Source organism: Bradyrhizobium sp. SZCCHNS2022, from assembly GCF_032377575.1.
Lineage (GTDB): Bacteria > Pseudomonadota > Alphaproteobacteria > Rhizobiales > Xanthobacteraceae > Bradyrhizobium > Bradyrhizobium aeschynomenes.
Genome location: NZ_JAUHHZ010000001.1, coordinates 6,600,723 through 6,624,120 on the forward strand (window position 1 = coordinate 6,600,723; position 23,398 = coordinate 6,624,120).

The following is a 23,398-nucleotide window of genomic DNA, read 5'->3' on the forward strand; positions in this document are numbered from 1 at the left end:
TCAGCGCTGGTCGCAGCGGGAGTGCGGTATGCTCCAGGAGGCGTATGTCATGGACGTCGAGGGCGGCTCATCGCGTGTATCGGCGAGCGTCCGACCGTCGGATCCAGCTGCCGCTTCGTGGGTCGACTCTCCCGGCTATCTGCGACTGGCCGATACGCTGGTGGTGCTGACCGCGGTGGCGCTGCCGTGGTCGACGACGCTGACGGGGGCCCTGATGCTGGTCTGGCTTGCCGTGATCGTTCCGACCATCGATTGGGACGAGCTCATTCGCAGCCTGGCGCTGCCCGCCTGTGCCTTGCCGCTGGCGCTGTTCGTGCTGGCCGATGTCGGCGTGCTCTGGTCCGACGCCCCCTGGGAAGCCGGCTTGCAGGCGATCAATCCCGTATCGAAGCTGCTGCTGCTGCCGTTCCTGTTTCATCACTTCAGGCGCTCGGAGCGCGCGGCGTGGGTCTTCGTCGGCTTTCTCGCCTCGTCCGCCGTGCTCATGATGTCGTCGTGGACGATGGCCGATCTGTCCTCGACCAGGCTGCGCATCGGCTCTGCGGCCATTCTCGGCGAAACCACGCAAGGCCGAACGCTGCAATTCACGCTGTGCGCGCTGGGGCTTCTGGTGCCGGCGCTGCTCGCGCTGACGCAACGCCGGCGGCTGATGGCGGCAACTTGGTTTGGACTCGGCCTCGCCTTCCTGGCGCACGATCTGTTCATCGTGCCTGCGCGCACCCTATGCCTGTATCTGCCGATCCTCCTGCTGGTGCTCGCGGGGCGCCATTTCAGCCGGCGCCTTGCGTCCATTCTCGTGCTGTCGGCGGCGCTCACCGGCGGCGTCGCCTGGGCGGCCGCGCCGTTTCTCGGCAAGCCGATCGCCGAGCTTGCCGCTCGGCATCGCGTCTATGTGAGTGGCGGGCCGGCACAGGGACCCGGCGACTGGCCGCCTTCGGTCAGGGCGATCGGCGAGGCGCCGTTGTTCGGTCATGGCACGGGTTGGATCCGGAGGCCGTTCGAGCTCCAGCCCGACCGACAGGGGGCGCGCCAGACGGAGATCCGCCCGAGCGCCCCGGGCATGATGGTCGGCCTGCAATGGGGGCTTGCGGGACTGATCCTGCTTGCTGCGATGTGGATCAGCCATTTCAGGCTGTTTCGCAGCCCCGATTGGATGGCATGGGTCGGGCTGACGGTCGTCGTGCAGTCGGTCATCGGCTCGCTTCTGAGCATCAGCCTCCTCGACGTCAGCGAGGGATGGATCTACGTGCTCGGGGTCGGCGTTGCCGGCGGCGTCATGCTCGGCCGCGCCAATGCGCCGGATCGCGTCGATGGCCAACGATCCGGCGCCATTGACGGCGATCAGAGCGGTTGCCTCGATCCTCGATCGACCTGATCCCGCGCAGGCGTGCGCGCATCGTGCAGGATGAGCTGATTTGCCCGACGGGTTGAATTTCCGATAATCCGTCAAGTGGTTCAGAGAAAAAGAATTTACTTGCGCTGTCGGGCAAATCGGCCCCATTGATCGGGCGTCCCGTCCCACGAGAGGGGCGTACGCGTCGTCACGGATGTCGGGTGCGGGATGCGGTGGCCGTGAGGGTGGCGCTGGACGAGCGCCTGCTCCTGCGGACGACGAAGTCGTGTGGTCCTGGCGCCCCGATGCTGGCGTCAAGGTCGCTGGCCCGATGAGCTGCGCGGCCGACAGGGGCAAGAACGCCGGTCCCTGGGGAGATCACGTATAAGTCGTAAAGCCATCGCGCAGGGAAGGCCGGATGTTCGGCTCGTACCTGTGGTGACTACCGCGTGCTTTGTTGCACGCAACCACGGGTGCGGTCGGCACCCGGCCTTCCCTGCGCCCTCTCATTTTTGAGGGCGATGATGTCGCAGAGCTCGGGCCGATGAGGTCGCGAGAGTGCGAACGCTCGTCCTCCATGCTGTTTGAGATGAGAATCGGACCCAACGCTCGCATCGGCGGGCAACGCGCCATTTCACGCGTAGTTTTAGCAATACTGGTGCTCTCGGCACGCTGCCCGTGACTGCGCCCTCGCCCCTTGTGGGAGAGGGCATGTTCGGCGGATCTACGTACTCGGTTGGGTGAGGGGTTTCTCTCCGCAATCTCGCTCGTAGATGCAGACCCCTCACCCAACCGAGCTTGCAGCTCTGTCCTACATGCCCTCTCCCACAAGGGGCGAGGGCGCAGTCGCTAGCTGCGCGACTCGCGGTGCGACTTGGATGTCGACGTGATGAGTATCGCCATCGTCGTGCGAACAGAATAGTCGGCAGTAGGGTGGGCAAGGCGCTCGCTCGATGGCTGCTCCGGCCTCGCCTGTCGCGCGCTGTGCCCACCGTGACGGCCGCGCGCGCATCTGCGATGGTGGGCACGTCACGATCGCCTCGCGATCGTGCCTTTGCCCACCCTACGATCTGAGCCGCTTGATTGCCAGCACCTCGCTCCCGCTCGCCTTGATGCGCGCGATGGCTTCCGCGATCGGCTCGAACTGAGTGGCCATGTGGAACGCGTTGGCGTGCACAAGCGTGTCGGCAGCGCTGATGATGGCGACGTGGCCCTTCCAGAAGATCAAGTCGCCGCGAGCTGACTTCTCATCATCAGCTAGCGCGCGCCCCAGTGCTGCCAACTGCATGTCGCTGTCGCGCGGGCATTCAAGCCCCGCAGCATTCAACGCCACCTGCACCAGCCCCGAGCAGTCGATGCCGAGGCTGCTCTTGCCGCCCCACAGATAGGGCGTGCCGACGAAGCGCTCGGCGACGGCGACATAGTCGGGCTCGACATGGTCGAGGCCAGCGACATGCTGCTTCGGCACGAACCAGCCTTCGGCCGCGACCACGAAGCTTGCATCCTCGTGTGTCACCGCGAGCGTGGACCCCATCAGCAACGTCTCGAGCGGCGGCAGTTTGATCGATGGTCCGGGGAAAGCGAAGGTCCGCAGCGCGATGATCCTGTGCGTCGGAGCGGCAGCGGACGCTGCCAGCGCAGCCTCCGGCAGCCAGCCGACATAGCCGTCGGCCGCGAGCTGGCCCCAAGCCCAGCCCTTGCCATTGCGGTCGTAGATCGTGACACGCTCGCCCTTCAGCGCCTGTGTCGCAAGCTCGGCGCTCGAAAACGGCTGCTGGCGCAGCGGCGCGATCGGATCGGTGACGACCAGCGTCTCGCCCTCGACGAAGCGCTCAGCGGTCACCTGTCCCTGGAGATGCCTGGCCGCGATGTCGCCGCGGGCAGGTGTGAGGCGGGGATCAGCCATAGCGCTCGCTCAGGAGCTTGTAGAGCGCGCGTGCCGCCTGGCACTCGCCGCCCTCGGGGCGGCCCGGCTTGGCCGAGGGCGTCCAGGCGAAGATGTCGAGATGCAGCCATCTCGTGGTCGGCTCGACGAAACGCTGCAGGAACAGCGCGCAGGTGATCGAGCCGGCGAAGCCGCCCGAGGGCGCGTTGTTGATGGTCGCGACCTTGGAGTCGAGCCATGAATCATAGGGCGCCCAGAGCGGCATCCGCCACAGCGGGTCGTTCTCGACCGCGGCACAGCGCGCGACGTCGGCGGCGAGCGTCTCGTCAGTGGTGTAGAACGGCGGCAGATCGGGGCCGAGCGCGACACGCGCCGCGCCGGTCAGTGTGCCCATGTCGATCAGCAGATCGGGCGTATCCTCGTCGGCCAGCGCCAGTGCGTCGGCGAGGATCAGCCGGCCCTCGGCGTCGGTGTTGCCGATCTCGACGGTGAGGCCCTTGCGCGAGGGAAACACGTCCATCGGACGGAAGGCATTGCCGGCGACGGCGTTCTCGACCGCGGGGATCAGCACGCGCAGCTGCAGCTTGAGCTTGGCATCCATCACCATCTGCGCAAGCGCCAGCACGTTGGCGGCGCCGCCCATGTCCTTCTTCATCAGCAGCATGCTGCTGGACGGCTTGAGGTCGAGCCCGCCGGTGTCGAAGCAGACGCCCTTGCCGACCAGCGTCACCTTGGGGTGCGATGGATCGCCCCACCGAAGCTCGATCAGCCGCGGCGCCCGCGTCGAGGCGCGGCCGACGGCGTGAATGAGCGGATGGTTCTGGGCCAGCAGGTCGTCGCCGACGATGCTGCTGAAGCGGGCGCCGAAGCGGTCGGCGACCTGCTTCGCGGCGCTCTCCAGCTCCTCCGGTCCCATGTCGTTGGACGGCGTGTTGACGAGATCGCGCGCCAGCGCCGCCGCGTCGGCCAGACGGTTCAGCTCGGCGCCGTCGACGCCGTCGGGCGGAACGAGGCGGACCTCCGGCGTCTCGGCCTTGCGGTAGCGGCCGAAGCGGTAGCTGCCGAGTGCAAAGGCGAGCGCGGCGAGCCTGATATCATGCGGCGCGTTGGCGAAACGGTAGGTGCCCGCCGGCAGCTGGCCGGGCAGGACGCCCGGGCGGAACAGGTCGCGGTGCTTGGCGTCGTCGTCCTCGAGGCCGAACAGCACCTGCGCGATGCGCCCCTCCGCATCGGGGAGGATCAGGCAGCTGCCGGGCTTGGCGCTGTAGCCATTGGCCTCGGCAAAGTTGCGCGCTTGCGCCGACAGGCCCTCCCGGATCCCCGGCCAGCTCGACTTCGTCACGAAGGTGATCGGGATGGCGGATGTCGCTGGGGCGGTCTCGTAGATCGACGGCATGCCTAATGGTTCCTTGACGGGCGCGCTGGCAGGCAGACTTCGCAGAGTTCGGCCGCCCCCGCAATCGCGCCGGCCGCATGGCCCGCAAGCCGACGCAGTGGCGAGGGCGGCTGCCTTGCGCCATTAACCGGCTGTTAGCGTTAACAGTTTATTGCTGGCGCGTTCAATCCGCTCGTCCTTTCGAGTCCAGTGATCATGCGTCGACAGCCTCCCATCACCCGGCTCCTCGCCTCGGCGGCGCTCGCCGCGCTCCTTGCTGCCGCTCTCGGCGGGTGCCAGACCGTGTCCGACGTCACGGGCTCGCTGGGCCGCCCTACCGCCGAGGCGCCGCCGGCGACGCCGCAGCGTGCGGCCGAGGTCTATGGCGAGCGCTATCGCGCCAACCCCAAGGATGCCGTCGCCGCGGTGGCCTATGGCCAGGCGCTGCGCAACAACGGCCAGCGCGAGCAGGCGGTCGCCGTGCTGGAGCAGGCGACGCTCGCCAACCCCGGCAACAAGGTGGTGCTCGCGGCGTACGGACGCGCGCTCGCCGACAACGGCAATTTCAAGCTGGCCTTCGACGTGCTGTCGCGCGCGCATTCGCCCGACAATCCCGACTGGAAGCTGCTGTCGGTGCAGGGCACCGCGCTCGACCAGATGGGCCGCCACGACGAGGCGCGGCGCTATTACGACAGCGCGTTGAAGATCGTTCCGGGCGAGCCCTCGGTGCTGTCCAATCTCGGCCTGTCCTACATGCTGACGCGGGAGCTGCCCAAGGCGGAGCAGGCTCTGCGCCAGGCCTACGGTTCGCAGCGCGCGGACGCGCGGGTGCGTCAGAACCTCGCGCTCGTCGTCGGCCTGCAGGGACGTTTCGCGGAAGCGGAGCAGATCGCGCGCGCCGATCTGCCGCCCGACGAGGCCGCGGCCAACGTCGCCTATCTGAAGCAGATGATCCAGGGCCAGAGCCAGGCGAAGGGCAAGGCGCGCAATGCCGCGCCGATGGCCGCCCTCAACCAGCCGGACTGATGGCTCTTCTCATCGTGCCGCACCTGCCAGCAGGCGGCGGCAGGTGTCGACGAAGACGTCGGCGCCGGTGACGATGTCGGCGTCGGAGGTGTTCTCCGTCCAGTGATGGCTGATGCCGCCGATCGACGGCACGAACAGCATCCCCGCAGGCATGATCGTCGCCAGCACCTGCGCGTCATGCCCAGCGCCGCTCGGCATCCGCAGCGATCTGCCGCCGGCGAGTGCGCTGCTCGCAGCCTCGATCGCATCCTGGAATGCGCCGTCCATCATCGCCGGCGCGCCGGTGCGGATGCGTTCGACGGCGACCTGGCAGGGACCCGCCGCGGAGGCTTGCGCCGCCAACTCGCGCAGCAACCCCTCGAGCCGGTCGATCACGGCGGGATTGTCGTCGCGGATCTGGAACAGCATCTCGGCCTGCCCCGGGATGATGCTCGGTGCGCCCGGATCGAGCGTGATCCGTCCGGTGGTCCATACCGTGCGCGGGCCGCAGGCGGCCGGAAAGCGCGCGTCGATCGCAACGCAGAATTTGGCGAGTGCGAGCCCGGCATCCTTGCGCACCGCCATCCGCGTCGTGCCGGCGTGGTTCTGTTCGCCGGTGAAGATGATGCGGTACTGCCAGATGCCGACGATCGAGGTGACGACGCCGACCTTGAGGTCGCTCTGCTCGAGCGTGTCGCCTTGCTCGATATGAGCCTCGAGATAGCCGATGTGCCGGCCCCGCTCGGCCTGCAGGCGTGGTCGCCCCGCGAGGCCCATCTCGGCGAGCGCCTCGCGCATCGCGCGCGGGCTGCTGCGGTCGCGGGCGGCATCGATGTCGGCCTCGCTGACGTCGCCGACATAGGAGCGGCTGCCGAGGAAGGCGCCGAAATGGCCCTCCTCGTCGCACCAGGAGGCGACCTCGACGGCGCCTGCGATGGAGGGATCGGGATTTAGCACGCGGGCGGCTTCGAGCGCGTAGACCACGCCGAGCGGACCATCGAGCCAGCCAGCGTAGTTCTGGCTCTCCAGATGCGAGCCGGCCAGCAGCTTTGGACCCGGCTTGGTGCTGGTGCCGAGCACATTGCCGATGCCGTCGATCTCGGCCGTGAGCTGCGCGTCGGGGAGACGCGCGGCGAGCCAATCCAGTGACTGCCGGTGCGCCTCGGAAAAGGTCGGGCGGTGGACGCCGGTCTTGTAGGTGCCGAAGGCGCGCAGCGCGTTCAGGTCGGCGAGGACGCGGGCGCCATCGGCGCGGCGGAGAGTGTCGGACATCAGGCGGAGACCTCGATCATGCTCCGCCTAGCTTTCAAAGTGACGCCGCCTCCGCAAGCGATATTTCGCCGTGCGGGCCGTCGGCTACTGCATGGCCGCGACCTTGATGCCGGTCGGTCCCAGAATGACCACGAACAGCACCGGCAGGAAGAACAGGATCATCGGCACCGTCAGCTTCGGCGGCAGTGCGGCGGCCTTCTTCTCGGCCTCGTTCATGCGCATGTCGCGGTTCTCCTGCGCCATCACGCGCAGCGATTGCCCGAGCGGAGTGCCGTACCGCTCCGATTGCTGAAGCGCGAGACAGACCGACTTGACACCTTCCAGGCCGGTGCGGCGGGCGAGGTTCTCATAGGCCACCTTGCGATCCTGAAGGTAGGAGAGCTCCGCCGTGGTCAATGTGAACTCCTCCGACAGCGCGATCGACTGGCTGGAGATTTCGATCGCGACCCGGCGGAACGCGGCCTCGATCGACATGCCGGACTCGATGCAGATCAGCAGTAAATCGAGCGCGTCGGGAAACGCGCGCTTGATCGACAGCTGGCGCTTGGAGATCGCGTTGCTGAGGAACAGCATCGGCGCCTGCAGCCCGAGATAGGCCATGCCGACGCAGATGCCGATCTTGACCGGCATCGACTTCTCGAGATGTGCGATCACGAAGACGTAGAGCACCGAGCCGACGAACAGGACGAGCGGCGTCACCAGGCGTGCGAACAGGAAGGTGATGTAGGGCGCCTGGCCGCGGTAGCCGGCCATGATGAGCTTCTCGCGGGCCGCCTCCTGGGCCAGCCATTTGGTGAGGTTGAAATCCTCCACCACGCGGGAGACGAGCTGCTTCGGTGTCTGTCGCAGCGAGACCTTTTCACCGGCATTCAGCCGCTCGCGCTCACGCTGCTTGATCCGTTCGCGCTCGCTGGCGACCGCCTTCATGCGCTTGTTCAGGTTCTCGCCCGCGAACAGCGGCATGATCAGCGTGTAGACGGTGGCCGACGCCGCGATGGCGGCGAAGAACATCGTCATGAAGTGCGGATCATGAAGCTTGGTGATCAGAAAGTCGACCATGGGACTACCTTAGAAATCGAAGTTGATCATCTTCTTCATGACCATGATGCCCATCGACATCCAGATCACGCAGCCGACCAGCATCAGCTGGCCGGTCGGATGGGTCCAGAGCAGCGAGATGTAGTCGGGTGTGCTGAGATAGACCAGCAGCATGACGATCGGCGGCAACGAGCCGATGATGCCGGCGGAGGCCTTGGCTTCCATCGACATCGCCTGGATCTTCTCGGCCATCTTCTTGCGGTCGCGCAGCACCTTTGAAAGGTTGCCGAGCGCTTCCGACAGGTTGCCGCCGGACTTCTGCTGAATCGCGATGACGATGCCGAAGAAATTGGCCTCGGGCAGCGGCATCCGCTCATACAGTCGCGCGCAGGCCTCGCCCAGCGGCATGCCGATCGCCTGGGTCTCGATGATGGCCAGGAACTCGCCGCGTAGCGGCTCGGGCGCATCGGCGGCAACGACCTTGATGGATTCGAACAGCGGCAGGCCGGCCTTGATGCCACGCACGATCACGTCGACCGCGTCGGGCAGCGCGGCCAGGAATTTCTTCTCCCGCCGCTTCTTGAGGAAGCCGAGGATCCAGCGCGGCAGGCCGAGACCCGCCGCAAAGCCGAGGCCGAGCGCGCCGAGCGGGCCGCCGCCGGCGAAGAAGGCGATCGCGCAGACGGCAAAGCCGAGGACGCCGGAAATGATCCAGAACTTCTGAACGGTCCAGTCGAGCCCGGCCTGCGAGATCCGCATGTTCAGCGGAACCTTGCTCTGCTTCTGCGCCTTGGCCTCGAGATCCTTGAGCGAGGATTCGACCTGCTCGCGGCGCGAGCGCTGGCTGCGTTCGGCCTGACGGACCACAGGCTCCGATTTGGCGACGGTGCTGCGCCGCTGCTCCGCCTTCCGCTCGCCCGAGAGCAGAGGATAGAGGAACACCCAGGCGATGCCGCCGATGGCGGTCGCTGCGAGGAAGGCGAGTGCGAGAGCCTGAAACTTCATGGGGTCTCTCCGTTACTCCTTGCTCGCGACTTCGGCCGCATCGAGCGCAGCCGCAAGCCGCTTCTCCTCGCCGTAGTAGCGGGCGCGCTCCCAGAACCGTGGCCGGCCGATGCCGGTGGAGCGATGGCGGCCGATGATCTTGCCGTTCGCATCCTCGCCGACGATGTCATAGAGGAAGATATCCTGGGTGATGATCGTATCGCCTTCCATGCCCATCACCTCGGTGATGTGCGTGATGCGGCGCGAGCCGTCGCGCAGGCGCGCGGCCTGGACGATGACGTCGATCGAGGCGCAGATCATCTCGCGGATGGTCCGTGACGGCAGCGAAAAGCCGCCCATCGTGATCATGGATTCACAACGTGACAGCGCTTCGCGCGGGTTGTTGGCGTGCAGGGTGCCCATCGAGCCGTCGTGACCGGTGTTCATCGCCTGCAGCAGGTCGAACGCTTCGGGTCCGCGGACCTCGCCGACGATGATGCGCTCGGGACGCATACGCAGGCAGTTTCTCACCAGCTCGCGCATCGTGACCTGGCCCTCGCCCTCGATGTTGGGCGGGCGGGTTTCCAGGCGGACCACATGAGGTTGCTGCAGCTGGAGCTCGGCTGCGTCCTCGCAGGTGATGACGCGCTCGTCATGATCGATGTAGTTGGTCAGACAGTTGAGCAGCGTGGTCTTGCCCGAGCCGGTGCCGCCGGAGATGAGAATGTTGCAGCGGACGCGCCCGATGATCTGCAGGATCTCCGCGCCTTCGGGCGAGATCGCGCCGAACTTGACCAGCTGATCGAGCGTCAGCTTGTCCTTCTTGAACTTTCGAATGGTGAGCGCGGGGCCATCGATCGCCAGCGGCGGCACGATGGCGTTGACGCGGGAGCCGTCGGCGAGACGGGCGTCGCAGATCGGCGAGGATTCGTCGACGCGGCGGCCGACCTGGCTGACGATGCGCTGACAGATGTTCAGGAGCTGCTGGTTGTCGCGGAAGCGGATGCCGGTGCGCTGGATTTTGCCGGCGACCTCGATGAAGACCGTGCCCGCGCCATTGACCATGATGTCGGCGATGTCGTCGCGCGACAGCAGCGGCTCAAGCGGGCCATAGCCGAGCACGTCGTTGCAGATGTCGTCGAGCAGCTCCTCCTGCTCGGCGATCGACATCACGATGTTCTTGATCGCGATGATCTCGTTGACGATGTCCCGGATTTCCTCGCGCGCGGACTCGCCGTCGAGCTTGGCCAGCTGGGCGAGATCGATCGCTTCGATCAGCGCGCCGAAGATGGTCGCCTTGACTTGGTAGTAATTGTCCGAGCGCCGGGCCTCCACGACGGGGGGCGGCGGCGGAGGCGCTTGCCGGGTTGGGGCCAGAGGAGGTGCCGACACGGCCGGAGAAGCCGGGCGCGGCGCTGCCGCGGCCGGCTCGGGCGCCGGCGCGGCCGGCCTGAGGGTCCTGGTATCGCTGTCTAATCCGCTACGCTTACCAAACACGACTTAGAACTCCACGCGGGCTTATTTCGCCCTCAGCTTGTCAAGCAGAGGCGACAGGAAGGAGCCTTTCGGCTTCTTGGTCTCGCTGCGGCCGGTGAGCCGCTGCGCGACCTGAAGAAACATCTCGGTCGTCCGATGATTGGGTGACATCTCCGCAATCATCTGACCGTTGTTGGCCGCCGCGCCGAAGATCTGCGGTTCGAACGGGATCGTCACGATCGGCGGGCTTTCGATCGCCTTGGCGAACTCGCTGGCATTGATCTCCGGCCGCTTGGGCACGCCGACCTGGTTCAGGCAATACAGCGGCGTGCGGTCATTGGGTCGCGCGGCCTTGAGAAGGTCGAACATGTTCTTGGTGTTGCGCAGCGAGGCGAGATCCGGCGCCGCGACGATCAGAATGTCGTCGGCGCTGATCAGCGCCCGCTTGGTCCAGCCGGACCATTGGTGCGGCACGTCGAGCACGATGCAGGGCATCGAGGCCCGCAGCGTATCGAACACCGAATCGAACGCCTCGGCGCCGAAATCGTAGACGCGGTCGAGCGTCGCCGGTGCGGCCAGCAGGCTCAGATGATCGGTGCATTTCGACAGCAGCCGGTCCATGAACGCGATGTCGATCCGATCAGGCGAGAATACGGCGTCCGCGATGCCCTGGGCGGGATCCTGATTGTAGTCGAGGCCGGCGGTGCCGAAGGCCAGATCGAGATCGGCGACGACCGAGTCCATCGCGAGATCGCGGGCGATCGCCCAGGCGATGTTGTGCGCGACGGTCGATGCGCCGACGCCGCCCTTGGCGCCGACGACGGCAATGATGCGTCCGACGGCCTTGGCCTCGGGAGCCGAGAACAAATTGCAGATCGAGCGGACGACGTCGATCGGCGTGACCGGGGACAGCACATAGTCGCTGACGCCGCGGCGCACGAGCTCGCGATACAGCGTCACGTCGTTGACGCGGCCGATCACGACGACGCGGGTGCCGGGATCGCAGACCGTCGCAAGGTGATCGAGGCCCGCAAGGATGTCGGTGCGGGCATCCGTCTCCAGGATGATCACGTTGGGCGTCGGCGCCGACCGGTAGGCCTCGATCGCAGCCGCCATGCCGCCCATCTGGATCTTCAGATGCGCCTTGCCGAGCCGCCGGTCCTCACCGGCGGCCTGCACGGTGGCGGCCGTTTCCACGGTCTCGCAGAACGCCTGCACCGAGACACGCGGCGCCGGCGCGATATGATCGTCGGCCGGCGGCGGCACGACGTCAGGCTGCTCCTCTTGGGTCTGTCGGGCGTAGCTGATCATTTGCCTGTGTCGCTGAGTTTGGCCTTGTCGGCTTCGGGATACGTGATCGCGGTTGACGCTCCCTTGCGGTATTTCTCGAACAACGCGGTGCGCCGGGTGGTGTAGGAGGGGGTCTCGGGTCGCGGCTGCACGAGATCGGACGGGTTGTCGACCATGGCGGCCATGTTGCGCTGATAGGCGCAGCCGAAGTTCCAATCAGGCTTGTTGTCGAACCAGTTCTTGTTCTTGATCGAGGGTCCGAGATCGTCCGGCCAGACGCCGCAGGGGCCCGCGGTGGCCGAAAGCTTCGGATAGCTCAGCCGGATCGCGGCCATCTGGCGCGGATCCTTCGGTTGATAGTTGCGGACGGTGATGCCGTGCGGAGGCACGCCCGCAGCCGCGAACAGGGACTGAATCTCGCGCATCGAGTCGGCGGCGGCGCGGGCATTCGGGGTGCCGCTCGGGACGTCGGCGCTGATCGCGCCCGTGCCTTGGCGCATCCAGCTCTGCGCCAGCCCCATGACATCGGCGCGCTGCTCGGCGGTCAAGCCGCCGCGGCCCTGGCCGACGAAGACGACCAGGGAATCCGGGGCTTCCTGCACCGCGATCGGGTGGCGCAGCCGATAGTCGTCAGGGATGCTGGCCGTGACGGCCGGATCTCTGCGGAAGTTACAGGCGCCGAGCAGGACCGCCGTGCCGGCCAGGGCGACGGCAAGCCGCAGTCGGCGGTGTCGAGCGGGGCTGGATTTCATGATCATCGGTGCAAGTCCTTGTCCCAGCTCAGTCCGTGATGAAGCCATAGGTGCCGCGATAGTTGCGTCCGGGCTCGGTCCGGCCGGGCACGCCGTAGATGCGGTTGATGCTGCCCAGCAGGTCGGCCTGCGGGTCCGAAGCCGCCGCGAAGCCGTCATCCGGGCGGGACAGATCCTTCTGCGAAACGGCGCGCACGACGAACGGCGTCACCAGCACCATCAGCTCGGTCTGGTTGTTGACATAGTCCCGGCTGCGGAACAGCGCGCCCAGCACCGGAAGCTGCATCAGGCCCGGCATGCCGCTGATCGCCATCTTGGTCTGCTGCTGGATCAGGCCGGCCATGGCCATCGCTCCGCCCGAGGGGATTTCGAGCGTCGTCTCGGCGCGACGGGTCTTGATCGAGGGCACGGTCAGCGAGTTCGTGGTGGTCGAGCTCACCGCCTGGGACAGCGTGATCGCATTCTCGTTCGAGAGCTCCGAAACCTCGGTCATCACCCGCATCGAGATCCGCCCCTCACTCAGCACGACCGGCGTGAAGTTGAGCGAGATGCCGAACTTCTTGAAGCTGATCTGCGTGGTACAGACGTGGGTCGTGGGATCGCAGGAGTAGCCGGCCGGAACCGGAAACTCGCCGCCGGCGATGAAGGTCGCGGACTCGCCCGAGATCGCTGTCAGGTTGGGCTCGGCCAGCGTGCGGATCACGCCCGCGTTCTCCATGGCCCGGAGTGTGGCCTGAACCGATGGCGTCGCTCCCCCCAGCGCCGCGCTCACGGCATTGTTCGAGACAAGGTTGCTGCCATAGGCGGTGAATGGATTGGAGTTGGCGAATCTGACCACGGCCGTGCCGTAATTGAGCTGGCCCGAAAGATCGATGCCGAGCTGCTTGACGACCGAGCGCTGCACCTCGGCGACGGTCACCTTCAGCATCACCTGGTCGCGGCCGCGCACCGTGATCGAATTGACCACCTTGTCGGCGCCGCCGGCAAGGCGAGCGGCCAGCTCGCCGGCCTGCTGAGCCTCGATCTGGCTCGACGCCGAACCGGTGAGCACGATGCCGTCGCCGATGCCTTCAATCTGGATTTCGGCGTTGGGCAGCAGCTGCTTCAGCGCGGCACGCGCGCCGTTCAGATCGCGCTTCACCGCGATGTCGTAAGCCGCGATCTGCTGGCCCTGGGCATCGAAGAAGACGATGTTGGTCTGGCCGACCGCGGCGCCGATGATGTAGGCGCGCTGCGACGAGCGGACCACGGCGTTCGCGATCTTCGGATCGGCGACGAGGACGTCCTTGATGTCCCGCGGCAGATCGATGACCACGGACTTGCCGATCCCGAGAGCGAGGAAGCGTGCGTTGATCTGGCCGTCGGCAGCCGCGGCTGCGGCCGCCGGGCGGTAGTCCGCGGCGATCACCGGTGCAAGCGCCGGATTGAATGTCAGCGCAGCGGCGGCCGAAAACGACAGCGCGCGGACCATCAGGGTCCGCAGTTTCCGCTGATTTTCGCTGCAAATCATCTTGGTAGTCCTCTCGGTCACTTCTGCGTCGTCATCGTGCTGGGAATGCCGAAGCGAACCACGGCCACGCTGTCGCTGCGCCTGCGGCTGTTCTCGTCCGGACGTTTCTCGGCCATGTTGATATCGGCAATGCTGCGGAGCGCCAGCGACAGCGTTCCGGTCTGCCGCGCACGGGCGAGCGTCTCGGCCTGCTCCGGCTTCAGCTCCAGCGTGACGGTCTTGCCGACCACCGTCGTCTGGCCGTCCTTCTCCTTCGGAGCCTGATCGATCGCCAGCACGCGGATGTTCGACAGAATGATATCGGAGCTGACGACGTCACCCGCGTTGGGCTGATCCGGATTTCGCTCGCGCTTGGACAGGATGACGTCGACGCGATCATTCGGCAGAATGAAGCCGCCGGCGCCGGTTTCCGGCGAGATCTCGGTGGAGACGGCCCGCATGCCCGCCGGCAGGATCGCCGCCATGAAGCCGGAGCCGTCGGACTTGACCAGCTTCTGCTCGCGAATGGGTTCGCCGGCAATGAACGGCGCCCGCGCGATCGTGCCCGTGACTTCGTTCTGACCTTCGGGCCGCTCATTGCGCCTGATAAAGCTGGAACTCGCCGTCGCCGCCGGCCAGCTCTGCCATTGCAGGTGCTCGGGCTTGAGCGACTGGCCGAGGCCGATATCGGCTTTGGCGACGAGAACGTCGACGGTCGGCACCTGTGGCGCTGGCGCGGCAACCTGAGCCGGCCGATCGTCGGACCCGCTCGCCAGATATGCGGCCACGCCGCCAGCGCCCACAGCGATGGTCAGAACCACAATGCGTGCGGTATTCATACGCTTCACTTTCCACATTACGCCGCGACGCTTCCGCCGCCGTGATGGGAGTTGAGCAGTTATTCGTCAAAGCATGGTTAATGAGGCGTATCTAAATCGCCTTAACACCGCGTTCACACGGTGTTGTCAGAGCAGCGCCAGACGCGCCGCATCGATCGCCTTCACCCATTCCGTCTCCGGATAGACCATCAAGGCGCCCAGTGCGAGCGCTATGCCATAGGGAACGCCGCTGTCCTTGGCGTGGAGGCGCGCAAGCCAGGGTTGCCCGGCGAGCATGTAGGGCAGGGGCCATTGCCGGAATTGCATGAGAGCGAGCGTGAGGACGCCGCCGAAGATCGAGGCGTACAACAAATAGTTCATCAGATGGGCGAAGCCGAACCACAGAGCGGCGGCCGAAGCGACCTTGGCGTCACCGCCGCCGATCCAGCCAAACGCAAAGCATGCGAAGGCGATCACCAGCAGCACCGCGCCAGCGCCGAAATGCATCAGCATGTCGTTCATGCTCATTCCGCTCAGCGGCGCCAGTACCAGGAAGCCCGCGACCAGCGCCAGCGAGACCCGGTTGGAAATGGTCATCGTGAACAGGTCGCTCGTCGCCGCGAAGGCCATCAGAGCCGGAAACAGCAGCAGGCGCGCGAGATCGAGGGTCATGGGCTCTCAACGGCATAGAACCGGCGCAGGATGCGCTGGCTCGCCAATCTAGCGGCAACAGATAAACGATCGGGAAACGATCCGCCCTCCCGCCGTTTTCGCCTCACCAGACGCTGGCGATGCGGGCCGCCAGAACCAGGATGGACAGAGCGAGCGCGCTGCAGATCAAACGCAGTGCCGCATCGGCCTGCCGGAGCGGGCGCCGGGCTGCGACTGCGGAGACGACATGGTTACGCATCACTGAACGCCGCGGAGCTGGACGTGGAAATGATAAAGGCCCCGGAAGTCCGGGGCCTTCTTTGCTCGGTCGTGATGACCGCTTACTTCAGCGACGAGTTGATCGAGCCGAACTTGGAGCTCAGGCTGGAGCCGAGACCGTTCACGGCCGCGATGATCGCGAGCGAGATGCCGGCGGCGATCAGGCCGTACTCGATGGCGGTCGCGCCGGATTCATCCTTCACGAAGCGAGCAAGAAGATTCTTCATAGGGTAACTCCATGTACACGTGGCTGGTCGAACAAATTCTGGTCGTTGCGGCGTTCTCAGCACCGTGACCATATGGGCACCCTAGGGGGCAGGAATTTCGGCGTAGTTAATTCAACCGATGAAACATCACGACGGATGGCCGTTCTTGCGCAGAGTAAATTTCGGATGAACCGCGCGGGAAAAAACTGAAACAAACCGCTCGCGCATTCGAGGTTCGTCCACGGCATAGGAAATAGAGGCGCGGCACGTCGGGGTCCGCGGGTCCTAGGATTCCTTGTACATTCTTCCTTCGGTGCGCAGGCTTGACCCAGCCGTGCTCGCGCCCGGATGCGCCGTGAGGTTCACGGCTCCTTAAGCGCCGGAGAGTACCTCTCGGGAAAGTTCACGTGATGAGGAATGTTATGTCCGGTCTGCCATGGGAAGTCGTGCTGATGCTCGGCCAGACCATCGAGAAGGTGCTGCCGATCACGCTGGTCCTGGCGGTCGTGTTCTCGGTGCTCAGCCATTTCTGGGCCTGCAATCCTGGCAAGCCATGGTGGCAGAAGCGCGAGCTTGTCACCGACATGGTCTACTGGTTCTTCGTGCCGGTGTTCGCGCGCGTCCTGCGCATCGGGCTGCTGGTGCTGGGGGCCGGCGTGATCTTCAAGATCCACGATGCGGATGAGCTGATCGCCTTCTACGAGAACGGCCATGGACCGCTGGCGCAATTGCCGGAATGGCTGCAGGGGCTGCTGTTCATCGTGCTCGCCGACTTTATGCTGTATTGGACCCACCGTCTGTTTCATGGCGGCGAGTTCTGGAAATACCACGCGGTTCATCACTCGTCGGAGGACCTCGAATGGATCTCGGCGGCGCGTTTCCATCCCGTCAACCTGATCATCGGCACGATTGCGGTCGACGTGATCCTGTTGATGGCCGGCATCTCGCCCAACGTGATGCTCTGGGTCGGCCCGTTCACGACCTTCCATTCCGCCTTCGTCCACGCCAACCTCAATTGGACGCTCGGGCCGTTCAAATATGTCCTGGCAACTCCCGTGTTCCATCGTTGGCACCACACCTCGATGGCGGAGGGCGGCAACACCAATTTCGCCGGCACTTTCCCACTCTGGGACATTCTGTTCGGCACGTTCCGGATGCCGGAGGGGCAGCTTCCGACGAGCTACGGCAAGGATGAAGCGACGATGCCCGGTGAGTTCGCCGGTCAGCTCGTCTTCCCGTTTCGTCGCTGATCGCCGCGCGCCCGCCGCCGAGAGAATTGGGGCGCGTTTGTAGATCGTTCACCAATTGAGCGCAGATTTGCCGCGTCGGGCGCCGTCACCGCTGCGTATCGCTTGAGACGGCTCGTCAAGGTCCCGGGGTTGAGTATGTCGTTCAGTGTGTCGTGTCGTCCTTATGTCTCCCTTGCTCTGCGGACGGCCGTGGCCGCGATGCTGTTGTGGCCGGCCGCGGCGTCGGCGGATCCAGATCCAGCGATCGCCGTGAACGTCGACCAGGCCAAGCTGGTCAAGCTGCCGGACCGCGTTGCGACCCTCGTGGTCGGCAATCCGATGATTGCGGACGTGACCCTGCAGAGCGGCGGCATCATCGTCGTGACCGGCAAGAGCTACGGCGCCACCAATTTCATCGCCATGGACCGCGGCGGCCAGGTGCTGATCGACCGCCAGATCCAGGTTGCCGGGCCGACCGACCGACTCGTCACGGTGTATCGCGGCGTCGACCGCGAGACCTATAGCTGCATGCCGGTCTGCCAGCGCCGGGTCACCCTGGGCGACGGCGACAGCTACTTCAAATCCGTGCTCGACCAGGCCGGGACGATGTCGAGCCAGGCCAGCGGCAATGCCGCGTCCGCCTCGAAGACCAACTAAGACTTCAAGTCGGGGCGCCCCTGCCGAGGCTGGGGCGTACCATGCTCGATCGGCAGCGCGTCCGGACCGCAATGAGCCGGACGGCGCTCTCGCGTGCAGTCTCGGCCAGCCACTGCAGAAGGTCAGCGGGGAGATTGCTGAACTTGGTTAGCGAGCGGTTGACGCCGCCGCCCATTTCGTTCGGATTGTGGGAAACCCTTTGCCAAGGAGTTTCCGCTATTTGTTTCACTCAGGTTGATGTGGGTTTCCAAATTCCGGGTCAGACAATGCAAGCCTCCGTTTCCGCGACCGGTTCGATCCGCAGGCTGCTGCGGCGCTTTCGGCGCAATCGACGCGCGTCGGCCGCGCTCGAATTCGCGCTGGTTGCTCCGGTCTTCTTCGCGCTGCTGTTCGCGATCATCGAAACGGCCTTGATGTTCTTCGCCAGTCAGGTGCTCGAGACGATCACGCAGGACTCCGCCCGCATGATCCTGACCGGGCAGGCCCAGCAGGGCTCGTACACGCAGTCGCAATTCGCGAGCTACGTCTGCACCCAGGTTCCGGCGCTGTTCGACTGCAACAAGATCTACATCGACGTGAAGAGCTACTCCTCGTTCGGCAGCGTGACGATCAACAGCCAGATCGACAACACCGGCAACTTCGTCAACAACATGACCTATAGCCCGGGCGCGGCCGGCGACATCGTCGTCGTCAGGCTGTTCTATCAATGGCCGATCTTCGTGACCGGGCTCGGCTACAACATCGCGAATCTGACCGGCAGCAAGCGGCTGCTCGTCGGCACGGCCGCATTCAAGAACGAGCCGTATTCATAAGGGCGCCAGGAACCATCATGCGTTGTGCAGACAGACCGAGGTCGAAGATGGAATCCCAGCTGCTAAGTCGCCTCCGCGCGTTCGGGGCCGATCGACGCGGCGTCGCCGCGACCGAGTTCGCCTTCATCGTGCCGCTGATGCTGGTGATGTTCTTCGGCACGGTGGAGTTCTGCTCGGCGATCGCGGTCGACCGCAAGGTGACGCTGATGGCGCGAACGCTGTCCGACCTGACCTCGCAGTCGACCTCGGTCGGCGACAGCGACATGTCGAACTTCTTCGCGGCCTCGACCGGCATCCTGTACCCGTATTCGACGACGCCGGTGAACGCGACGATCACCGAGCTTTATGTCGATCCGACCTCGAAGCAGGCGACGGTGAAGTGGAGCAAGGGATCGGCGCCGCGGACGACGGGCACGACGGTCGGGGTTCCGGCCGATCTGCTGGTCAGCGGCACCTATCTGATCTTCAGCGAGGTGAGCTATCAGTACGTTCCCACGATCGGCTACGTGCTGGCCAAGACGGGCGTCAATCTCAGCGATGTCGCCTACACTCGCCCCCGGCAATCGACCTGCGTCTATTACAGTCCGGCAACGAGCTGCTGAGGGGCCCCGTCGGGCGGACCGGTCCGGCATCACGCGACGTGCGCGATGCGCCGGGCTTGAGATCAGGCGTCCATGACGATTGGACAGTAAAAAAGGCCGCGCGAGGCGGCCTTTCGTTTTGTTCGCGAGCGATCGAAACCGCTCTTGCGCAGCTCAGTTGGCGGCGCGGAGATTGTCGGCCGACGACTTGCCCGAACGGCGGTCCGCCACGATCTCGTAGGAGATCTTCTGGCCTTCGCGCAGCGTGCCGAGACCAGCGCGCTCGACGGCGCTGATGTGCACGAACACGTCATTGCCGCCGTCATCCGGCTGAATGAAGCCATAGCCCTTGGTTGCGTTAAACCACTTCACGGTTCCCATGCTCACGGGGGTAGTTCCCTTCTCAGATATCAAATGCGTAACCCAGAAGTCTGGGCTGGTTAGATCGAATTTTTGGAAGGGTCGTCAGCGTCTGAACCGGCTGTACCGGTAATAGCTAATCTCGTCCGGCCGAAAATCGATTGCGGGCTATATTATTGGAAATGGCCGCGCAAAACAATCCTGAGGTGCGGGAGGGCGCACGATTTTTTGACGCGCCGGCCTGCGGCCGACGCGTTGAATTGTCGCTGATTGCGTAAGGGTTGATCAAGTCGCACGGCCGGGGCGGAGCATTCTTCCGCCCCAGGCGTCAGCGCCGGCGGAACTGTCCGCCACGCTGCGGTGCGCCACGCGGAGGGCCGCCCGCGCCGGCGGGGCGTTCGTCCTTGTGCCGGAAGATCAGGCGGCCTTTTTCCAGATCATAGGGCGACATCTCGACGGTCACGCGGTCGCCCGCGAGCGTCTTGATGCGATTCTTTTTCATCTTCCCGGCGGTGTAGGCGACGATTTCGTGCCCCGCGTCGAGTTGCACCCGGTAGCGCGCGTCGGGAAGGATTTCGGTGACCAGCCCTTCGAACTGGATCAGCTCTTCCTTAGCCATGTCTTTCTCCAGATCGATAGACGTCTAGTTTGGCCGTTGGTTGCGGTTGTGAGCGTGGTTTTTGGGTCTGCCTTCGCGATGCAGGAACGCAACGCCCTGAATCGACCCGGCCTTGCCGCCGCCTTGCGACGGACGTTGGGGCTCCTGACGATTGCCTGGCAGAGCCGGCATCTTAGCATTGGAACGGCGACGGCGGCGAGGGCCTTTTGCGGCGTTGCCACCCTCATTGGCCCGCGCGTTCTGCATGCCAGGACGGCCGCCACGATGCTGCTGCGGCTTGGCCGGCGGCGCGGCCTCGCGATGGCCCGGCGTGCGACGGTCCTCACGCGGCAGCGAGACCTTGATCAGCCGTTCGATATCCCGGAGATACGACATCTCGTCTGCTCCGGCGACCAGCGAGATCGCCACGCCCTCGGCGCCGGCGCGCGCGGTGCGGCCGATGCGGTGGACATAGGTCTCGGGCACGTTCGGCAGGTCGAAATTGACGACATGGCTGACGCCGTCGACGTCGATGCCGCGCGCGGCGATGTCAGTCGCGACCAGGGTGCGGATCTCGCCGGTGCGGAACGCCGCCAAAGTGCGCTCGCGGTGGTTCTGCGACTTGTTGCCATGGATGGCCTGGGCCGGAATGCCGGCCTTCTCCAGGCCCTTCACGACCTTGTCGGCGCCGTGCTTGGTGCGGGTGAACACCAGGGCGCGGTTGACCGGCTCATCCTTGAGCAGTTGAGCCAGCAGGTTCGGCTTGGCGGAGTGATCGACCTGGATCACACGCTGGGCGATGCGTTCGACCGTCGAGGACACCGGGGTCACGGCGACCCGCGCCGGATCCCGCAGCATGGCATCAGCGAGCTCGGCGATGTCCTTCGGCATGGTGGCCGAGAAGAACAGCGTCTGCCGCTTGATCGGCAGCTTCGCCACGATCTTCCGGATGTCGTTGATGAAGCCCATGTCGAGCATGCGGTCGGCTTCGTCGAGCACCAGGAACTCGACGTGGGACAGCTTCAGAGCGTTGCCCTGGACGAGGTCGAGCAGGCGGCCCGGGGTGGCGACCAGCACGTCGACGCCCGGCATCACCGCGCGGACCTGGCGGCCCATCGGGACGCCGCCGATGGCGAGCGTGGAGCTGAGGCGGATGTGACGGCCATAGGTGTTGAAGCTGTCGAGGATCTGGCCGGACAGCTCGCGGGTCGGGCTCAGCACCAGCACCCGGGCCGTCTTCGGCTGCGGCTTGATGCGGTTCTCGAGCAGGCGATGCAGGATCGGCAGCGCGAACGAGGCCGTCTTGCCGGTTCCGGTCTGCGCAATGCCGATCACGTCGCGGCCTTGCAGCGCGATCGGGATGGTCTGGGCCTGGATCGGGGTGGGGGTGGTGTAGTTCTCTTCCTTCAGCGCGCGCGTCAGCGCGTCGGCGAGGTTGAAGTCCTGAAAGGAGGTCAAAAGATGGGGCTTTCCATAAGAGGATATGCCCTCGTCGGCATGCGTGCCGGACGCGGGCGGGTGATTGAGACACCCGCGTGTTTGGAGCGCCTAGTGTGGAGTGCTGAGAATGCGGAGCCAAAAGCTCAGTCTGAGCTAGAGAACACGCGGCTCGCAAAGATCCGGCCGATTCGCCTCGATCTATCAGCTATATGGAACAGATGGACGCTCGTTTCAAGCCCGCTGCTCTCCGGCATGCCGCCGAAAGCGGTAATGGGCTGCTTTAAAATTAGCCATTTCAAACATTGTGCATAAATTTAATGCTGAGTGATGGCTGATTGGTCAGTTTGCATGCCCAGAATCGCGGCAGGTGGATGCGACCGTTCGCCGCGAACGTGCCGAGTTCCACATTCTGGTCAATGGCTTACGAGATGTGAACGGTATGGCACGCTTCTTGCGATTCTCTCGCCGCAGACCGCCGGCCGATTTGGCTGCGAAGCACGTCTGCGTCAGGGAGATATTATCGCATGCTTACTCGACTCACTCAGGAATTAACGGCGCCGTTCAGCCGCCGTCGCTGGCTGGCTGCTGCTGCCGGCCTGGCTCTCGGCGCTGCCGGCTTCGGCCCGGCGATGGCCGCTGACGACACCATCAAGGTCGGCGTTCTGCATTCTCTGTCCGGCACCATGGCCATCAGCGAGACCACGCTGAAGGACACGATCCTGTTCCTGATCGACGAACAGAACAAGAAGGGCGGCGTGCTCGGCAAGAAGCTCGAGGCCGTCGTCGTCGACCCCGCTTCGAACTGGCCGCTGTTCGCCGAGAAGGCGCGTGAGCTGATCACCAAGGACAAGGTCGCGGTCGTGTTCGGCTGCTGGACCTCGGTGTCGCGCAAGTCGGTGCTCCCTGTGTTCAAGGAGCTCAACAGCATCCTGTTCTATCCCGTCCAGTACGAGGGCGAGGAGAGCGAGCGCAACGTGTTCTACACCGGTGCGGCGCCGAACCAGCAGGCGATCCCGGCGGTCGACTACCTGATGAAGGAAGAGAAGGTGAAGCGCTGGGTGCTGGCCGGCACCGACTACGTCTATCCGCGCACCACCAACAAGATCCTGGAAGCCTACCTGAAGTCGAAGGGCGTGGCTCAGGAAGACATCATGATCAACTACACGCCGTTCGGTCACTCCGACTGGCAGACGATCGTCGCCGACATCAAGAAGTTCGGCTCGGCCGGCAAGAAGACCGCCGTGGTCTCGACCATCAATGGCGACGCCAACGTTCCGTTCTACAAGGAGCTCGGCAACCAGGGCATCAAGGCGAAGGACATTCCGGTCGTCGCGTTCTCGGTGGGTGAGGAAGAGCTCGCCGGCATCGACACCAAGCCGCTGGTCGGCCATCTCGCCGCCTGGAACTACTTCCAGTCGATCAAGACTCCGGCGAACGAGAAGTTCATCAAGGAGTGGCAGGCCTACACCAAGAACCCGAAGCGCGTGACCAACGACCCGATGGAAGCGCATGTGATCGGCTTCAACATGTGGGTGAAGGCGGTCGAGAAGGTGAAGTCGACCGATGCCGACAAGGTCATCGACGCGCTCCCGGGCACCGAGGCGCCGAACCTGACCGGCGGCGTGTCGAAGATGCTGCCGAACCACCACATCACCAAGCCGGTGTTCATCGGCGAGATCAAGGGCGATGGCCAGTTCAGCGTCGTCTACAAGACCAAGGATCTCGTCCCGGGCGACGCCTGGTCGAAGGAGCTCGAGGGCTCCAAGGACCTGATCGGCGACTGGGTCGGCAAGAAGTGCGGCAACTACAATACCAAGACCAACAAGTGCCTGGGCTCGGGCACCTGATCTGAGCCTTGCGACGTCATC

22 protein-coding genes are annotated in these 23,398 nt (G+C 65.1%); 7 read left to right on the forward strand and 15 right to left on the reverse strand.

Going from position 1 to position 23,398, the window contains the following annotated elements; genetic code table 11:
* Nucleotides 1-28: 28 nt before the first annotated feature.
* Nucleotides 29-1,375: an O-antigen ligase domain-containing protein gene (locus QXZ94_RS29460; protein ID WP_315724339.1), complete on the forward strand. Its 1,347-nt coding sequence runs from the start codon at nucleotides 29-31 to the stop codon at nucleotides 1,373-1,375.
* Between the two features lie 1,021 nt (nucleotides 1,376-2,396).
* Here the strand turns inward: QXZ94_RS29460 and QXZ94_RS29465 are convergent.
* Together QXZ94_RS29465 and QXZ94_RS29470 are read right to left on the reverse strand one after the other, a co-directional pair.
* Complete coding sequence (locus tag QXZ94_RS29465; protein ID WP_315724341.1) at nucleotides 2,397-3,239, reverse strand: NlpC/P60 family protein; 843 nt, start codon at nucleotides 3,237-3,239, stop codon at nucleotides 2,397-2,399.
* Complete coding sequence (locus QXZ94_RS29470; protein WP_315724343.1) at nucleotides 3,232-4,614, reverse strand: leucyl aminopeptidase family protein; 1,383 nt, start codon at nucleotides 4,612-4,614, stop codon at nucleotides 3,232-3,234. The genes QXZ94_RS29465 and QXZ94_RS29470 overlap by 8 nt, the downstream gene beginning before the upstream one ends.
* Before the next feature lie 195 nt (nucleotides 4,615-4,809).
* On the opposite strand from QXZ94_RS29470, the gene QXZ94_RS29475 reads away from it, so the two are divergent.
* Nucleotides 4,810-5,619: a tetratricopeptide repeat protein gene (locus tag QXZ94_RS29475; RefSeq protein ID WP_315724345.1), complete on the forward strand. Its 810-nt coding sequence runs from the start codon at nucleotides 4,810-4,812 to the stop codon at nucleotides 5,617-5,619.
* Nucleotides 5,620-5,628: 9 nt separating this feature from the next.
* Here QXZ94_RS29475 and QXZ94_RS29480 read toward each other — a convergent pair whose 3' ends face one another.
* The 10 genes from QXZ94_RS29480 to QXZ94_RS29525 all read right to left on the reverse strand — a co-directional run bounded on the left by QXZ94_RS29480 (nucleotide 5,629) and on the right by QXZ94_RS29525 (nucleotide 15,874).
* Nucleotides 5,629-6,870, reverse strand: coding sequence for a Zn-dependent hydrolase (locus QXZ94_RS29480; RefSeq protein WP_315724347.1), 1,242 nt, complete (start codon nucleotides 6,868-6,870; stop codon nucleotides 5,629-5,631).
* An 84-nt stretch (nucleotides 6,871-6,954) separates the two neighbouring features.
* A complete protein-coding gene (locus QXZ94_RS29485) occupies nucleotides 6,955-7,929 on the reverse strand; it encodes a type II secretion system F family protein (protein WP_172110093.1) in 975 nt (324 codons plus the stop codon).
* Between the two features lie 9 nt (nucleotides 7,930-7,938).
* Nucleotides 7,939-8,913 (reverse strand): type II secretion system F family protein, encoded by a 975-nt coding sequence (locus QXZ94_RS29490; protein WP_172110092.1) that lies wholly within the window; start codon nucleotides 8,911-8,913, stop codon nucleotides 7,939-7,941.
* Between the two features lie 12 nt (nucleotides 8,914-8,925).
* Nucleotides 8,926-10,389, reverse strand: coding sequence for a CpaF family protein (locus tag QXZ94_RS29495; RefSeq protein WP_315724353.1), 1,464 nt, complete (start codon nucleotides 10,387-10,389; stop codon nucleotides 8,926-8,928).
* A 21-nt stretch (nucleotides 10,390-10,410) separates the two neighbouring features.
* On the reverse strand, nucleotides 10,411-11,679 hold the full coding sequence (locus QXZ94_RS29500) for a CpaE family protein (RefSeq protein ID WP_315724355.1): 1,269 nt from the start codon (nucleotides 11,677-11,679) through the stop codon (nucleotides 10,411-10,413).
* Complete coding sequence (locus QXZ94_RS29505) at nucleotides 11,676-12,416, reverse strand: CpaD family pilus assembly protein (RefSeq protein WP_315724357.1); 741 nt, start codon at nucleotides 12,414-12,416, stop codon at nucleotides 11,676-11,678. The genes QXZ94_RS29500 and QXZ94_RS29505 overlap by 4 nt, the downstream gene beginning before the upstream one ends.
* 22 nt (nucleotides 12,417-12,438) lie before the next feature.
* Nucleotides 12,439-13,920, reverse strand: a complete 1,482-nt coding sequence (locus QXZ94_RS29510) for a type II and III secretion system protein family protein (protein ID WP_315724359.1) — start codon at nucleotides 13,918-13,920, stop codon at nucleotides 12,439-12,441.
* Nucleotides 13,921-13,937: 17 nt separating this feature from the next.
* Nucleotides 13,938-14,738, reverse strand: a complete 801-nt coding sequence (cpaB, locus tag QXZ94_RS29515; RefSeq protein ID WP_172110087.1) for a Flp pilus assembly protein CpaB — start codon at nucleotides 14,736-14,738, stop codon at nucleotides 13,938-13,940.
* Between the two features lie 126 nt (nucleotides 14,739-14,864).
* A complete protein-coding gene (locus QXZ94_RS29520; protein ID WP_315724361.1) occupies nucleotides 14,865-15,389 on the reverse strand; it encodes a prepilin peptidase in 525 nt (174 codons plus the stop codon).
* A 320-nt stretch (nucleotides 15,390-15,709) separates the two neighbouring features.
* Nucleotides 15,710-15,874: a Flp family type IVb pilin gene (locus QXZ94_RS29525; protein WP_008964729.1), complete on the reverse strand. Its 165-nt coding sequence runs from the start codon at nucleotides 15,872-15,874 to the stop codon at nucleotides 15,710-15,712.
* 401 nt (nucleotides 15,875-16,275) lie between these two features.
* Here QXZ94_RS29525 and QXZ94_RS29530 point away from each other — a divergent pair, with 401 nt between their 5' ends.
* The 4 genes from QXZ94_RS29530 (at nucleotide 16,276) to QXZ94_RS29545 (ending at nucleotide 19,153) form a co-directional block, all read left to right on the forward strand.
* A complete protein-coding gene (locus QXZ94_RS29530; protein ID WP_172110085.1) occupies nucleotides 16,276-17,103 on the forward strand; it encodes a sterol desaturase family protein in 828 nt (275 codons plus the stop codon).
* 198 nt (nucleotides 17,104-17,301) lie between these two features.
* Nucleotides 17,302-17,739 carry a pilus assembly protein N-terminal domain-containing protein gene (locus tag QXZ94_RS29535; RefSeq protein WP_172110563.1) on the forward strand — a complete coding sequence of 146 codons (438 nt, stop codon included), beginning with the start codon at nucleotides 17,302-17,304 and terminating at the stop codon, nucleotides 17,737-17,739.
* A gap of 266 nt (nucleotides 17,740-18,005) precedes the next feature.
* A complete protein-coding gene (locus QXZ94_RS29540) occupies nucleotides 18,006-18,551 on the forward strand; it encodes a TadE/TadG family type IV pilus assembly protein (RefSeq protein ID WP_172110084.1) in 546 nt (181 codons plus the stop codon).
* Nucleotides 18,552-18,598: 47 nt separating this feature from the next.
* A complete protein-coding gene (locus QXZ94_RS29545; protein WP_315724365.1) occupies nucleotides 18,599-19,153 on the forward strand; it encodes a TadE/TadG family type IV pilus assembly protein in 555 nt (184 codons plus the stop codon).
* 153 nt (nucleotides 19,154-19,306) lie between these two features.
* Here QXZ94_RS29545 and QXZ94_RS29550 read toward each other — a convergent pair whose 3' ends face one another.
* The 3 genes from QXZ94_RS29550 to QXZ94_RS29560 form a co-directional block, all read right to left on the reverse strand.
* Nucleotides 19,307-19,519: a cold-shock protein gene (locus QXZ94_RS29550; protein WP_006612155.1), complete on the reverse strand. Its 213-nt coding sequence runs from the start codon at nucleotides 19,517-19,519 to the stop codon at nucleotides 19,307-19,309.
* A 301-nt stretch (nucleotides 19,520-19,820) separates the two neighbouring features.
* Nucleotides 19,821-20,111, reverse strand: a complete 291-nt coding sequence (gene infA / locus QXZ94_RS29555) for a translation initiation factor IF-1 (protein WP_172110082.1) — start codon at nucleotides 20,109-20,111, stop codon at nucleotides 19,821-19,823.
* 24 nt (nucleotides 20,112-20,135) lie between these two features.
* The gene (locus QXZ94_RS29560; protein ID WP_315724367.1) at nucleotides 20,136-21,548 is read right to left on the reverse strand and encodes a DEAD/DEAH box helicase; all 1,413 of its coding nucleotides are present in this window, start codon (nucleotides 21,546-21,548) and stop codon (nucleotides 20,136-20,138) included.
* A 506-nt stretch (nucleotides 21,549-22,054) separates the two neighbouring features.
* Between QXZ94_RS29560 and urtA the strand changes: the two genes are divergently transcribed.
* Nucleotides 22,055-23,377 (forward strand): urea ABC transporter substrate-binding protein, encoded by a 1,323-nt coding sequence (gene urtA, locus QXZ94_RS29565; protein WP_315724369.1) that lies wholly within the window; start codon nucleotides 22,055-22,057, stop codon nucleotides 23,375-23,377.
* Nucleotides 23,378-23,398 lie beyond the last annotated feature (21 nt).

Coding starts and splice junctions, on each gene's coding strand:
- QXZ94_RS29460 (WP_315724339.1), top strand. CDS start 29: ATGCTCCAGGAGGCGTATGTCATGGACGTCGAGGGCGGCTCATCGCGT.
- QXZ94_RS29465 (WP_315724341.1), bottom strand. CDS start 3,239: ATGGCTGATCCCCGCCTCACACCTGCCCGCGGCGACATCGCGGCCAGG.
- QXZ94_RS29470 (WP_315724343.1), bottom strand. CDS start 4,614: ATGCCGTCGATCTACGAGACCGCCCCAGCGACATCCGCCATCCCGATC.
- QXZ94_RS29475 (WP_315724345.1), top strand. CDS start 4,810: ATGCGTCGACAGCCTCCCATCACCCGGCTCCTCGCCTCGGCGGCGCTC.
- QXZ94_RS29480 (WP_315724347.1), bottom strand. CDS start 6,870: ATGTCCGACACTCTCCGCCGCGCCGATGGCGCCCGCGTCCTCGCCGAC.
- QXZ94_RS29485 (WP_172110093.1), bottom strand. CDS start 7,929: ATGGTCGACTTTCTGATCACCAAGCTTCATGATCCGCACTTCATGACG.
- QXZ94_RS29490 (WP_172110092.1), bottom strand. CDS start 8,913: ATGAAGTTTCAGGCTCTCGCACTCGCCTTCCTCGCAGCGACCGCCATC.
- QXZ94_RS29500 (WP_315724355.1), bottom strand. CDS start 11,679: ATGATCAGCTACGCCCGACAGACCCAAGAGGAGCAGCCTGACGTCGTG.
- QXZ94_RS29505 (WP_315724357.1), bottom strand. CDS start 12,416: ATGATCATGAAATCCAGCCCCGCTCGACACCGCCGACTGCGGCTTGCC.
- QXZ94_RS29510 (WP_315724359.1), bottom strand. CDS start 13,920: ATGATTTGCAGCGAAAATCAGCGGAAACTGCGGACCCTGATGGTCCGC.
- cpaB (WP_172110087.1), bottom strand. CDS start 14,738: ATGAATACCGCACGCATTGTGGTTCTGACCATCGCTGTGGGCGCTGGC.
- QXZ94_RS29520 (WP_315724361.1), bottom strand. CDS start 15,389: ATGACCCTCGATCTCGCGCGCCTGCTGCTGTTTCCGGCTCTGATGGCC.
- QXZ94_RS29525 (WP_008964729.1), bottom strand. CDS start 15,874: ATGAAGAATCTTCTTGCTCGCTTCGTGAAGGATGAATCCGGCGCGACC.
- QXZ94_RS29530 (WP_172110085.1), top strand. CDS start 16,276: ATGTCCGGTCTGCCATGGGAAGTCGTGCTGATGCTCGGCCAGACCATC.
- QXZ94_RS29535 (WP_172110563.1), top strand. CDS start 17,302: ATGCTGTTGTGGCCGGCCGCGGCGTCGGCGGATCCAGATCCAGCGATC.
- QXZ94_RS29540 (WP_172110084.1), top strand. CDS start 18,006: ATGCAAGCCTCCGTTTCCGCGACCGGTTCGATCCGCAGGCTGCTGCGG.
- QXZ94_RS29545 (WP_315724365.1), top strand. CDS start 18,599: ATGGAATCCCAGCTGCTAAGTCGCCTCCGCGCGTTCGGGGCCGATCGA.
- infA (WP_172110082.1), bottom strand. CDS start 20,111: ATGGCTAAGGAAGAGCTGATCCAGTTCGAAGGGCTGGTCACCGAAATC.
- urtA (WP_315724369.1), top strand. CDS start 22,055: ATGCTTACTCGACTCACTCAGGAATTAACGGCGCCGTTCAGCCGCCGT.